11 protein-coding genes and 2 tRNA genes are annotated in these 12,756 nt (G+C 58.0%); 8 read left to right on the forward strand and 5 right to left on the reverse strand.

From position 1 onward, the window contains the following. Window positions 1–59 precede the first annotated feature (59 nt). Complete coding sequence (gene sodB / locus ACT3IC_RS21950; RefSeq protein ID WP_103179359.1) at window positions 60–641, forward strand: superoxide dismutase [Fe]; 582 nt, start codon at window positions 60–62, stop codon at window positions 639–641. Window positions 642–679: 38 nt separating this feature from the next. On the opposite strand, the gene ACT3IC_RS21955 is transcribed toward sodB, so the two are convergent. Together ACT3IC_RS21955 and cydH are read right to left on the reverse strand one after the other, a co-directional pair. Beyond that, complete coding sequence (locus ACT3IC_RS21955; RefSeq protein ID WP_103179358.1) at window positions 680–1,846, reverse strand: MFS transporter; 1,167 nt, start codon at window positions 1,844–1,846, stop codon at window positions 680–682. A gap of 164 nt (window positions 1,847–2,010) precedes the next feature. Then, window positions 2,011–2,100 carry a cytochrome bd-I oxidase subunit CydH gene (gene cydH, locus ACT3IC_RS21960; protein WP_103179357.1) on the reverse strand — a complete coding sequence of 30 codons (90 nt, stop codon included), beginning with the start codon at window positions 2,098–2,100 and terminating at the stop codon, window positions 2,011–2,013. 296 nt (window positions 2,101–2,396) lie between these two features. On the opposite strand from cydH, the gene purR reads away from it, so the two are divergent. Continuing rightward, window positions 2,397–3,422, forward strand: coding sequence for an HTH-type transcriptional repressor PurR (gene purR, locus ACT3IC_RS21965; protein ID WP_103179356.1), 1,026 nt, complete (start codon window positions 2,397–2,399; stop codon window positions 3,420–3,422). A gap of 5 nt (window positions 3,423–3,427) precedes the next feature. On the opposite strand, the gene punR is transcribed toward purR, so the two are convergent. After that, a complete protein-coding gene (punR, locus tag ACT3IC_RS21970; protein ID WP_103179355.1) occupies window positions 3,428–4,351 on the reverse strand; it encodes a DNA-binding transcriptional activator PunR in 924 nt (307 codons plus the stop codon). 115 nt (window positions 4,352–4,466) lie between these two features. Here punR and punC point away from each other — a divergent pair, with 115 nt between their 5' ends. After that, complete coding sequence (gene punC / locus ACT3IC_RS21975; protein WP_103179354.1) at window positions 4,467–5,663, forward strand: purine nucleoside transporter PunC; 1,197 nt, start codon at window positions 4,467–4,469, stop codon at window positions 5,661–5,663. 280 nt (window positions 5,664–5,943) lie between these two features. Next, window positions 5,944–7,092, forward strand: coding sequence for a cyclopropane fatty acyl phospholipid synthase (gene cfa / locus ACT3IC_RS21980; RefSeq protein ID WP_103179353.1), 1,149 nt, complete (start codon window positions 5,944–5,946; stop codon window positions 7,090–7,092). Window positions 7,093–7,123: 31 nt separating this feature from the next. On the opposite strand, the gene ACT3IC_RS21985 is transcribed toward cfa, so the two are convergent. Then, the gene (locus ACT3IC_RS21985; protein WP_103179352.1) at window positions 7,124–7,768 is read right to left on the reverse strand and encodes a riboflavin synthase subunit alpha; all 645 of its coding nucleotides are present in this window, start codon (window positions 7,766–7,768) and stop codon (window positions 7,124–7,126) included. 222 nt (window positions 7,769–7,990) lie between these two features. Here ACT3IC_RS21985 and mdtK point away from each other — a divergent pair, with 222 nt between their 5' ends. The 4 genes from mdtK (at window position 7,991) to ACT3IC_RS22005 (ending at window position 11,432) form a co-directional block, all read left to right on the forward strand. After that, complete coding sequence (mdtK, locus tag ACT3IC_RS21990; RefSeq protein WP_103830391.1) at window positions 7,991–9,364, forward strand: MdtK family multidrug efflux MATE transporter; 1,374 nt, start codon at window positions 7,991–7,993, stop codon at window positions 9,362–9,364. Window positions 9,365–9,515: 151 nt separating this feature from the next. Beyond that, window positions 9,516–9,592: transfer RNA gene (locus ACT3IC_RS21995), tRNA-Val, on the forward strand. A gap of 4 nt (window positions 9,593–9,596) precedes the next feature. Further along, window positions 9,597–9,673: transfer RNA gene (locus tag ACT3IC_RS22000), tRNA-Val, on the forward strand. Window positions 9,674–9,821: 148 nt separating this feature from the next. Further along, a complete protein-coding gene (locus ACT3IC_RS22005) occupies window positions 9,822–11,432 on the forward strand; it encodes an FAD-NAD(P)-binding protein (RefSeq protein WP_473479375.1) in 1,611 nt (536 codons plus the stop codon). Here ACT3IC_RS22005 and ACT3IC_RS22010 read toward each other — a convergent pair. After that, window positions 11,419–12,732, reverse strand: coding sequence for an amidase family protein (locus ACT3IC_RS22010; RefSeq protein WP_473479377.1), 1,314 nt, complete (start codon window positions 12,730–12,732; stop codon window positions 11,419–11,421). The two genes, ACT3IC_RS22005 and ACT3IC_RS22010, sit on opposite strands and share 14 nt — an antisense overlap. Between the last annotated feature and the right edge of the window lie 24 nt (window positions 12,733–12,756).

The raw sequence follows: 12,756 nt of genomic DNA on the forward strand, positions 1-12,756 counted from the left end.
ACTCTATCCTTACATTCAATATGGTTATTGGATGGTTCACTATAATAAGGAGAGAAGCAATGTCGTTTGAATTACCTGCATTACCGTATGCAAAAGACGCTCTGGCCCCGCATATTTCTGCGGAAACCCTGGAGTACCACTACGGCAAACATCACCAGACCTATGTCACCAACCTGAATAACCTGATCGCCGGCACCCCATTTGAAGGGAAAACCCTGGAAGAGATCGTGCGTAGTTCTGAGGGCGGTATCTTCAATAACGCCGCGCAGGTGTGGAACCACACCTTCTACTGGCACTGCCTGGCGCCTCAGGCCGGTGGTGAACCGACGGGTGATCTGGCTGACGCCATCATCGCCACCTTTGGTAGCTTTGCGGAATTTAAAGCGAAGTTTACCGACGCCGCGGTGAAAAACTTTGGCGCGGGCTGGACCTGGCTGGTGAAAGAGGCGGACGGGAAACTGGCCATCGTTTCCACGTCCAATGCGGGCACGCCGTTGACCAGCAACGCTACCCCACTGTTAACGGTGGATGTATGGGAACACGCTTACTACATCGATTACCGTAATGCGCGCCCGAACTACCTCGAGCACTTCTGGGCGCTGGTAAACTGGGAATTTGTTGCGAAGAACTTCGCGGCATAACGAAAAACGCAGAAGGCCGGGCCTTCTGCGTTTTGGTCTTATTCGGCGGCACAAACCGGTTCAGGTTGTTTTCTGTCGGCCATTAGCACCAGCAGAAGCCCCAGCGCGGCAATGATGGCCCCCATCACCGGAACAAAGCTGTACCCCAGCCCGCCGGAGATCACCGCACCACCCGCCGCCGCACCCAGCGCATTCCCCAGGTTAAACGCTCCGATATTGACGGAAGAGGATAACCCTGGCGCATCGCTTGCCACCCGCATCACACGCATTTGCAGCGGCGGTACCACCGCAAAGGTCGCCATTCCCCATACCACCATCGCGAACGCCGCCCCCACTTCATTACGTGCCAGCCACGGGATCGCCACCATAATCGCGATCAGCAGCAGTAGAAAGCCTTTCAGGGTGCCGCTTACGGAGCGGTCCGCCAGCTTGCCGCCCAGGAAGTTGCCGAGGGAGAAACCGACGCCAATCAGCACCAGCATCGCGGTAACAAAAGCAGGCGTCGCCTGGTTAATGTCATGCAGAACGGGCGCAATGTAGGTGTAGAGGGTGAACATTGCCCCAGCACCGAGAACCGTGGTCAGTAAGGCGGAAAGCACCTGCGGGCGCATCAGCACCGCCAGTTCTTTACGCACATCCGGCTTTTCGCCCGCGCCACCCGCAGGGAGGGAGAAGAAGAGCGCGACCATCGAGACCACGCCCAAAAGCGCCGTCGCCAGGAAGGACATCCGCCAGCCGATGGCTTCGCCCATCCACGTTGCGGCGGGTACGCCGCCAATATTGGCGATGGTGAGACCCATAAACATGGTTGCTACGGCGCTGGCCTGTTTATGCTTCGGCACTACGCTTGCGGCGACCACCGACCCGAGGCCAAAGAAGGCGCCGTGATTGAGGCTGGTCAAAATACGCGACAGCATCAGGGTGGTGTAATCCGGGGAGAGCGCCGACAGCACGTTACCGACGGTAAAGATCGCCATCAGGAAGATCAGCGCATTACGACGGCCGCGATGGGAAAGCAGCAAGGTCATCAGCGGTGCCCCTACCATTACGCCGATAGCGTAGGCGCTGATTAACATGCCCGCAGCGGGAATAGAGACATCCACACCCCGGGCGATAACCGGTAGCAGTCCCATTGGAGAAAACTCGGTGGTGCCGATGCCAAATGCGCCAATGGCCAGGGCCAGCAGCGGAAAATTGATTTTCATACTTCAACTCCGGATACCGTGTCGTCAGGCGACACAGAACAATGAAGGCGAAAGCATGACATCAATCACAAAAAATGAGAAGTTAACAATTTGGCAAAAGATTTTTGCCGGACGCGTAACAATAGCAGAAGGGAGACGAGGGAGCGTTAGCTCCCTCGCAAATATCAGTGCAGCGCAGCCGTAAGACCGCTGGCAACGATCAGACCCAGAACAATAACGGTGGTAATCAGCGAAAACTTAAGATCGGTACTCATCAATTTTTCTCCTTTTAATCACCCTACGAAGAGTGAGCTTGCTCATTTTTGCACAGTTCAGGGTAAAAATCTTGCTGGATTTAGATTGATATCGATTTTTACTCTTCCCCTTTTGGTCAAGATCAGCCAAAATTCCACGCTAAATTTATTAGCGTACCGGCCATTGACCCCCTCCTGACGTCCTGTGTCGTTTTCCCGGCGTACCGCAATTCAAATTGCGCAATTAGGGCGAGTGAAGGCAAACGTTTACCTATTGGTTTTTCAGGAGCTTAAGATATGGTCTGGAGTGACATCTGATGGCAACAATTAAAGACGTAGCGAAACGCGCAAACGTTTCCACTACAACCGTATCACATGTTATTAACAAAACCCGCTTTGTGGCGGAAGAGACGCGTAACAACGTCTGGGCAGCGATCAAAGAGCTGCACTATTCTCCGAGCGCCGTCGCCCGTAGTCTGAAGGTGAACCACACCAAATCGATCGGCCTGCTGGCGACCAGCAGCGAAGCCCCCTACTTCGCAGAAATTATTGAAGCGGTAGAGAAAAACTGCTTCCAGAAAGGTTACACCCTGATCCTCGGCAACGCCTGGAACAGCCTGGAGAAGCAGCGGGCCTATCTGTCAATGATGGCGCAAAAGCGCGTCGACGGCCTGCTGGTAATGTGCTCGGAATACCCGGAGCCGCTGCTGAAGATGCTGGAAGAGTATCGCAATATCCCGATGGTGGTGATGGACTGGGGCGAAGCGAAAGCGGACTTCACCGACTCGGTCATTGATAACGCCTTTGAAGGTGGCTACATGGCAGGACGTTATCTGATCGAACGCGGGCATCGCGATATCGGCGTCATCCCGGGCGCGCTGGAGCGCAACACCGGTGCCGGTCGTCTGGCCGGTTTTATGAAAGCGATGGAAGAAGCCTTAATCACGGTGCCGGAAAACTGGATCGTCCAGGGCGACTTTGAGCCGGAGTCCGGCTATCGCGCCATGCAGCAGATCCTCTCCCAGACGCCGCGTCCGACCGCTATTTTCTGCGGCGGCGATGTTATGGCGATGGGTGCCCTGTGTGCCGCTGACGAGATGGGCCTGCGCGTTCCGCAGGACGTTTCGCTGATCGGGTATGATAACGTGCGCAACGCCCGTTTCTTCACCCCGGCGCTGACCACCATCCACCAGCCAAAAGATTCGCTGGGCGAGACCGCCTTCAACATGCTGCTCGACCGTATCGTCAATAAACGTGAAGAGTCGCAGTCCATTGAAGTGCATCCGCGTTTGATCGAACGCCGCTCCGTCGCCGATGGCCCGTTCCGCGACTACCGCCGTTGATCCGCTCAGGGAGCCAGTACCTCTGGCTCCCGCAACCACTCCCTGTTCATCGTTTCACTGTCCCCCAGATAATCCAGCAGCCACGCCAGCGCCGGTGACATGTCGTTTTGTTGCCAGGTGAGGCAGCAGGCCGCATCCGGGAAGGGGTTTTCCAGCGTCAGCTCCACCCATTTGCCACTGTCTATCCAGGGCCGGGCAAAATGGACCGGCACCATCCCCACGCACAGCCCGGCCGACAGGCAGGTCGCAGAGGATTCCCAGTCCGGGGTGACGATCCGCCGCTGGTTATCCAGCAGCCAGGTGATCCGTTTCGGCAGCGAGCGGGAGGTATCTTCCCGCACCAGCGACGGCCAGTTGCGCAGGGTATCATCGCTGAGCGGGCCGGGAAGCGCGGCCAGCGGATGGTGGCTCGCCACCACGCAGACCCAGCTCAGCATCCCCATATCGCGAAACGCGTAGCGCCCCCCCACCGGTATCGCCTGGGTCGCGCCGATCGCCATCTCCACCCTGCCATCCGCCAGCGCATCCCAGACACCGTTAAAGACCTCCTGGGAGACACGCAGCTCAACGTCAGCGAAGTGGCGATAAAAGTCGACGATCATCTGGCGGGTGCGCTCGGGACGAACGATGTTATCCACCGCAATGGAGATATGCCCGCGCCAGCCGTTGGCAATCTGCTGACACTGTTCGCGGGTGATCTGCATTTTTTTGATAACAGAACGCCCCTCCTTCAGAAACCACAGCCCGGCAGGCGTCAGCTCCACATCACGGTGTCGCCGTTCAAATAGCGGCACCGCCAGCCACTCCTCAAGCTGACGCACCGTATAGCTGATGGCTGACGGGACACGATGTAGCTCCTGTGCCGCGCCGCTGAAACTGCCGTTACGCGCCACGGCATCCACCACTTCAAGGGAATATTCTGACCACATTTTCTGCCTGCAAAAAATTTGAATGCAACCGCCAAATATTAGCGTTTCACAAGCGGGATTGCACTGCCTACACTCAGCGGCTACCTAAACCTGCATCCATAAGGACAATAAAACCATGCAACCCGGGAAAGGATTTTTAGTCTGGCTCGGCGGCCTGAGCGTGCTGGGCTTCCTCGCCACCGATATGTACCTGCCTGCGTTCGCCATCATGCAGGCGGATCTGCAAACCCCGGCTGCCGCCATCAGCGCCAGCCTGAGCCTCTTCCTGGCCGGTTTTGCCTTCGCGCAGCTGCTCTGGGGACCGATGTCTGACCGCTTCGGACGCAAGCCGGTACTGCTGGCCGGCTTAGCCATCTTTGCATTCGGCTGCCTCGGTATGCTGTGGGTACGCGACGCCACCTGGCTGCTGGTGCTACGCTTTATCCAGGCGGTGGGGGTCTGCGCCGCGGCGGTGACCTGGCAGGCGCTGGTGACCGATTACTACCCGGCATCGCGAACCAACCGCATTTTCGCCACCATCATGCCGCTGGTTGGCTTGTCGCCAGCGCTGGCACCGCTGCTCGGCAGCTGGATCCTCGCCCATTTCAGCTGGCAGGCCATTTTTGCGGTGCTGTTTGCCATTACCCTGGTGCTGATGATCCCGGCCTTTTTCCTGAAGCCAGTGACGGTAAAAGAGGCGCAGCCAACCTCCCGCGTGACCTTCTTTACCCTGCTTCGCTCCCGGATCTACCGCGGCAACGTGCTGATCTACGCCGCCTGTTCCGCCAGCTTCTTCGCCTGGCTGACCGGCTCGCCGTTTATCCTCAGCGATATGGGCTACAGCCCGGCGGCGATCGGACTGAGCTATGTGCCGCAGACTATCGCCTTCCTGATTGGGGGTTACGGCTGCCGCGCCGCCCTGCAAAAATGGCCGGGTCACCAGATGCTGCCGTGGCTGCTGGGCCTGTTTGCCGTCAGCGTGATCGGTACCTGGGCGATCGGGTTTATTCCGGGCGTCAGCCTGGCGGCGTTGCTGGCCCCCTTCTGCCTGATGGCAGTGGCGAACGGCGCCATCTACCCTATCGTGGTAGCGCAGGCGCTGCGTCCCTTCCCGCAGGCAACCGGCAGCGCGGCGGCACTGCAGAACACCCTGCAGCTGGGACTCTGTTTCCTCGCGAGCCTGCTGGTCTCCTGGCTGATTGCCACCCCGTTGCTGACCACCACCAGCGTGATGGTGGCGACCGTCGTGCTGGCCGCGCTTGGCTATCGGATGCAGTATCTCCCTGTGGGCCAGCAGGATGAGAGCCCGCACGCAGAATCTTCCCACGCCTGACAGGATAAATAATTAGCGTACTAACAATATGCTGTTGAATCACCAGGATATCAGTCCTATACTGGCTAAAGCTTTCTGATAAATACTAAAATCATTAAGTGTTAACGGGAGCCGGATTGCTCCCGTTTTACCATGGATGGCCTTTCGGCAAGGGTCCTCTCCCTTCCTCTGTTCTACGTCGGATATTAGCCTCACGGGTTGCACCGTGAAATTTCTCACTCTCCATGAAGAGCGTCTACGCTGTTTATGGGTTCTGATCACATCAGGTGATGGAGAAGCTATGAGTTCATCGTGTATAGAAGAAGTCAGCATCCGGAATGATGACTGGTTCCGGATAGTCAATGAATTGCTGAGCCGCGCGGGTATCACCATCAACGGCCCGGCATCCTCCGATCTACAAGTTAAACACCCCGATTTTTTTAAACGCGTCCTGAAGCAGGGCTCACTGGGTCTCGGCGAGAGCTATATGGACGGCTGGTGGGAGTGCGAACGGCTGGACATCTTTTTCCATAAGGTTCTGCGAGCGGGTCTGGAAACACAGCTGCCCAGCCACCTGAAGGATACCCTGCGCATCGCTACTGCCCGCCTGTTCAACCTGCAAAGTAAAAAGCGCGCCTGGATTGTCGGCAAAGAGCACTACGATCTTGGCAATGACCTGTTCAGCCGTATGCTCGACCCGGCTATGCAGTACTCCTGCGGTTACTGGAAAGAGGCCACCACCCTTGAGCAGGCCCAGCAGGATAAACTGCGCCTCATCTGCGAAAAACTGCAACTGCAGCCCGGTATGCGGGTACTGGATATCGGTTGCGGCTGGGGCGGGCTGGCGGAGTTTATGGCGCAGCACTATGGCGTCAGCGTGGTCGGTGTGACCATATCAGCGGAGCAGCAACGCATGGCGCAGGCGCGCTGCGCCGGGCTGGATGTCACCATCCTGTTACAGGACTACCGCGATCTGCACGATCAGTTCGATCGCATTGTCTCGGTAGGGATGTTCGAGCATGTGGGGCCAAAAAACTACAACACCTATTTCAACGTGGTGGATCGTAACCTGAAGCCGGATGGCCTGTTCCTGCTGCATACCATTGGCTCACGAAAAACCGACCATAACGTTGATCCCTGGATAGACAAGTACATCTTTCCGAATGGCTGTTTGCCCTCAGTTCGCCAGATTGCGAATGCCAGCGAAGCCCATTTTGTAATGGAGGACTGGCATAATTTTGGCGCTGATTACGATACTACCCTGATGGCCTGGCATGCGCGCTTCCTTGCCAGCTGGCCGGAGATCGCCGACAACTATTCTGAACGATTTAAACGGATGTTCAGCTACTATCTGAACGCCTGCGCCGGTGCGTTTCGCGCCCGTGATATTCAGCTGTGGCAGGTGGTATTCAGCCGCGGCGTGGAGCACGGCCTGCGGGTGCCCCGCTAAAAAAGACCCCGGCTTGCCGGGGTCTTTTTTATCATGCGTCGTTGAGCGTCTGCTGGATAGCGGCGGCCTCTTTCGCCGCCAGTACGCGCTCCACGGTATCGACCACCGCCTGGGTTTGCGGGTCGATTTCGATATTCACTCTGTGCCCCAGCTTTTTGCTGCCGAGAGTCGTGCGCTGCAGCGTCTCCGGGATCAGGTGGACACTGAATCGGGTAGGTGTCACTTCACCAACGGTCAGACTAATGCCATCCACGCCAATAAAGCCTTTATAGAGGATGTACTTCATCAATGAAGGATCCTGCACCTTGAACCAGATTTGACGGTTATTTTCTGAGGTGAGGATTTTGGCAATTTCCGCGGTAGTCATAATATGGCCTGACATTAAATGCCCGCCAATTTCGTCGCTGAATTTCGCGGCGCGCTCCACGTTAACAATATCGCCCTCAACCAGGTCACCCAAATTGGTAATGCGCAGCGTCTCTTTCATTAAATCGAAGCTGATGAGATTACCGTTAATTTCGGTCACCGTCAGGCAACAACCGTTGTGTGCAACCGATGCCCCAGTCTCCAGCCCATCGAGCATCTCGTCCGGCAGGGCGACGACGTGGGTACGGAAATTGGGTTTTTCATCAATGGCCACCAGTTTCGCGGTGCCCTGCACAATACCAGTAAACATGCTTACGACTCCTGTTTGTTCCTTCGGTGTTAACACCGTTTAATCCCACCACAATAACAGTTGAAAATAGAGGTTGCCAGTACCCCCCTTTTCTGGCGATTTTTTCACTAGATAATTAGCTTATCCCCGCTACAATAGCTGGACTTCCCCGCATCTTCTTCTTGCTGTTTTTCGCAGCGGCTTTTTTTGCATTCAAATAACAACAATACCAAAGGTGTTCACGTGCAGAAGTACATGATTGAAGCGCGTCAGTTATTAGCTCTGGCAATCCCGGTGATACTCGCGCAAATCGCCCAGACCTCAATGGGGTTCGTCGATACAGTTATGGCGGGTGGCTACAGCGCCACCGATATGGCCGCGGTAGCCATCGGGACCTCTATCTGGCTACCGGCTATTCTCTTCGGCCACGGCCTCCTGCTGGCCTTGACGCCAGTGATTGCTCAGCTTAACGGCTCCGGGCGGCGGGATCGTATCGCCCATCAGATCCGTCAGGGCTTCTGGCTGGCCGGTCTGGTCTCGGTGTTGATCATGCTGGTGCTGTGGAACGCGGGCTATATTATTCACGCCATGCGCAATATTGACCCGGCCCTGGCGGATAAAGCCGTCGGCTATTTACGCGCCCTTCTCTGGGGGACGCCGGGTTATTTATTCTTCCAGGTGATGCGTAATCAGTGCGAAGGTCTGGCGAAGACCAAACCGGGCATGGTGCTGGGCTTTATCGGCCTGCTGGTCAATATCCCGGTGAACTACATCTTTATTTACGGTCATTTCGGCATGCCTGAACTGGGCGGCATCGGCTGCGGCGTTGCCACGGCGGTAGTCTACTGGGTGATGTTCTTCGGCATGCTCTCCTATGTGAAGCGTGCCCGCTCCATGCGTGATATCCGTAGCAAAGCGGGTTTCAGCCAGCCGGACATGGAGGTGGTCAAACGGCTGGTGCAGCTGGGCCTGCCTATCGCGCTGGCGCTCTTCTTCGAAGTGACGCTGTTCGCGGTGGTCGCCCTGCTCGTCTCCCCGCTGGGGATTGTGGATGTGGCCGGGCACCAGATCGCCCTTAACTTCAGCTCGCTGATGTTCGTCCTGCCGCTGTCGCTTGCTGCCGCGGTAACCATTCGCGTCGGTTATCGCCTCGGACAGGGCTCCACGCTGGATGCGCAAATCGCAGCCCGGACCGGCATTGGCGTAGGCATGTGCATGGCCGTCTGCACGGCGCTGTTCACCGTCACGCTGCGCGAGCAGATCGCCCTGCTCTATAACGACAACCCGGAAGTGGTGCTGCTGGCCTCCCATCTGATGCTGCTCGCGGCCGTGTACCAGCTCTCCGATTCAATCCAGGTGATCGGCAGCGGCGTGCTTCGAGGTTATAAAGATACGCGTTCGATCTTCTTTATCACCTTTATCGCCTACTGGGTGCTGGGTCTGCCGAGCGGCTATATTCTGGCGCTCACCGATCTGGTGGTGGATCGTATGGGCCCGGCCGGTTTCTGGATGGGCTTTATCATCGGTCTGACCTCCGCCGCCGTTATGATGATGCTGCGCATGCGTTTTTTACAGCGCCAGCCATCCAGCGTGATTTTGCAACGCGCTGCGCGTTAATCACCCGCCAGCCGCCTGCGGGCGGCTACTTTCTCTTCATTTTGCGCGGGAATAGAGCAATCGCGTGAAATCTGAAAGAAAATTGCGGTTTGCCTCTTGCCTCATGCGACCACTGCCGCTAATATCCGTCCCCGTTGTCACACACAACAATGCGTTCATAGCTCAGTTGGTTAGAGCACCACCTTGACATGGTGGGGGTCGTTGGTTCGAGTCCAATTGAACGCACCATTCTGCGTCCGTAGCTCAGTTGGTTAGAGCACCACCTTGACATGGTGGGGGTCGGTGGTTCGAGTCCACTCGGACGCACCATTTCAGTTCTGAAATGGTGCAATCCCTCTTCTTCTCTGATTTATCACTTTCGCTTCGTTTCTGAGTTGCTCATCACCCGTTTTCTACCACACTTAACCTGCATAGCATTTTTCCCATGGATTCGGTAAAAAAACAGCAGGTAAACACAATGAAAAAAATTGCCATTGTCGGAGCAGGTCCCACAGGGATCTATACCCTCTTTTCTTTTCTGAAACTGAATACACCGCTTTCCGTCACCGTTTATGAACAGGCTGAAGAGGCCGGCGTCGGGATGCCCTATAGCGATGAAGATAACTCGCGCATGATGCTGGCCAATATCGCCAGCATTGAGATCCCGCCCCTTTTCTCCACCTACCTCGCGTGGCTGCGCACCCAGAGTGAGGCGCATCTTGCGCGCTACGGCGTGCAGAAATCTACCCTGCACGACCGACAGTTCCTGCCGCGTATTCTGCTGGGCCACTATTTCCGTGACCAGTTCCAGACGCTCATCGCGCAGGCACGAAAACAGGGCTTCGAGATCACTGTCCAGGAGTCCTGCCAGGTGAGCGATCTGCTGGCCAGCGCCGAGGGGGTGAGCATCTGGACCGACGGCAAACTCACTCCTGACCAGTTCGATCTGGCGGTGATCGCCACTGGCCACGTCTGGCCGGACGAAGATACCTCTCCACGCGACTTCTTCCCGAGCCCCTGGTCCGGGCTGATGGAGGCCAGCATCGGCGCGGGCAAGGTGGGCATTTTAGGTACCTCCCTGAGCGGGCTGGACGCGGCAATGGCCGTCGCCGTACAGCATGGCAAATTCATTGAGACCGATGACGAGCAGATCCACTACCGGCTCGATGAGAAGAGCGAGGCGCTGAAGATTGTGCTGATGTCCCGCTCTGGCATCCTGCCCGAAGCCGATTTCTACTGTCCTATCCCTTACGAGCCGTTAACCGTGGTCACGGAAACGGCCATCGAGGCGGCGATCCAGCAGGGCACCACCGGCCTGCTCGACCGGGTATTTATGCTGATGATTGAAGAGCTGACGCAGGCTGACCCGCAGTGGAGCAAGGCGATCGCCCTGGACACCCTCACCGCCGACAGCATCCGCGACGCCTGGTTTGCCGATCGCCAGAAGCATGGCCCGTTCCGCTGGGCGGTCTCTAACCTGGATGAAGTGGAGCGTAACAAGCGGGACCACCGCACGTTGCCGTGGCGCTACACCGTGTTGCGGCTGCATGAGGCCGTAGAAAAGATTGTGCCCTACCTGGATGAGACCGACAGAGAACGCTTTAAAACGGGGCTGGCGCGGGTGTTTATCGACAATTATGCGGCGATCCCTTCACGGTCGGTGCGCCGACTGCTGGCCCTGCGCGAGGCGGGTATCATCAGCATCGAGGCGCTGGGCAACGAGTATGAACTGACCGCAGAAGGGAACCGGACGGTCATTCACGCCGAGGGTAAACGCTGGATCTTTGATACCTTTATCGACGCCCGCGGGCAGAAAGCGCTGAAAAGCAAAGACCTGCCGTTTCCGTCCCTGCGCGAACAGCTTGTCTCTGCGGGAGAAGATATCCCCGACGTCGGCGACGATTACACCCTGCTGGCACCGGAGTACCTGCGCGGGCGCATCGCCTTCGGCGCCCTGCCCTATCTGATGCACGATCGCCCCTTTGTCCAGGGTCTGGTGGCCTGCGCGGAGATCGGCGAAGCGATGGCGAAAGCCGCCGTTCAGCCCGCCTCCCGCGTACGCAGGCGGTTGCCGCTTATGGCGGAGTAAAGGCGGTTTCGCAGGCGGCGGCCAACGCCAGCAGCGGCGATTCATCGGCTGCGGGAGAGAGAATTTCCAGCCCCACGGGAAAGCCGCTGCGCGTTCTGCCGCAAGGAAGCGTGATAGCGGCGAAACCGCTGATGGCCGCCAGCTCAGGTGCACATCCGGGCGGCATCTTCTCCAGGCTGTCGGGTATACGGCACACCGTTGGGTAGAGGTAAGCATCGACCCCCGCCTGCTCTGCTACCTGACCAAGGGTGTGGCGCAACCGACGCCGCAGCTCTCTTCCGGCGCGCCACGCCGGGGTTTTCAGTTTGTCGCAGGCGAGCATCTGGGTCAGGAGCGGTAAAAACTCCGGCAAAAATTGCCCGGATGCCACAATGGTATGCAGATCCGTCGGCGCCCCCGGATGCTGCTTTAACCAGGCATCGAACCCCACGCGAAATTCGAACAGGCTCAGGCAGATTGCTCTCTCCACGTCGTGCAGTATCGGCAGATCGATCTCCGTAAGCGTTGCGCCGTGACGCGCAAGCTGCGCGAGGGCGGCATGCCATACCTCTCCCTGGTGCGAATCGCTCCCTTCCAGGCTGCGGATCACCCCAAAACGCACCCCTTTCAGCGAAACGGGTTCAAGGGTCCGTGGCGTCTGGCCGTGGATAATCCAGTGCAGCAGGGCCGCATCCTGCACGCTATGTACCATCGGCCCCACCGTGTCTTTACTGAGGGAGAGCGGCGCGATGCCCTCCATCTGCCCCCTGCGCACCCGCGGTCTTAACCCCACCAGCCCGGTATAGCTGCACGGGATGCGGATCGAGCCGCCGGTATCAGTACCCAGCGCCCCCTCCGCCATTCCTGCCGCCACCGCCGCCGCGCTGCCGCCGCTGGAGCCGCCTGCCGTAATGCCCAAAAACAGCGGGTGATGCACATCGCCGCCAAGCGAGCTGCGGGAGCGGACGTCGAAAGCAAACTCAGACATATTGGCCCGGGCCAGAATAATCGCCCCGGCAGCCCGCAGACGGCGCACCACCAGCGCATCCCCTGTGGACCGAAGCGCGGCCAGGGCCTGACACCCTGCCGTTACCGGCAGTCCGGCGCAGGCGATATTATCTTTGACCACCAGCGGCACGCCGTGCAGCGGCCCCAACGTCTGGCCGCGACGCCGCTGCGACTGGCAGAGGTGCGCCTGGGCCTGCGCCTCCGGGTTGATGCCGAGGATTGCGTTCAGCTGCGACTGCCCGGCGATGATCGCCAGCCGCCGGGCTATCTCTTCGGGGGCATCTCTCGGGGGAATCAAGCGACTCTTTTGCATATTGTCCTCTTCACAGTCATGCCG

The organism is Leclercia sp. GHBNCSD (assembly GCF_055805075.1).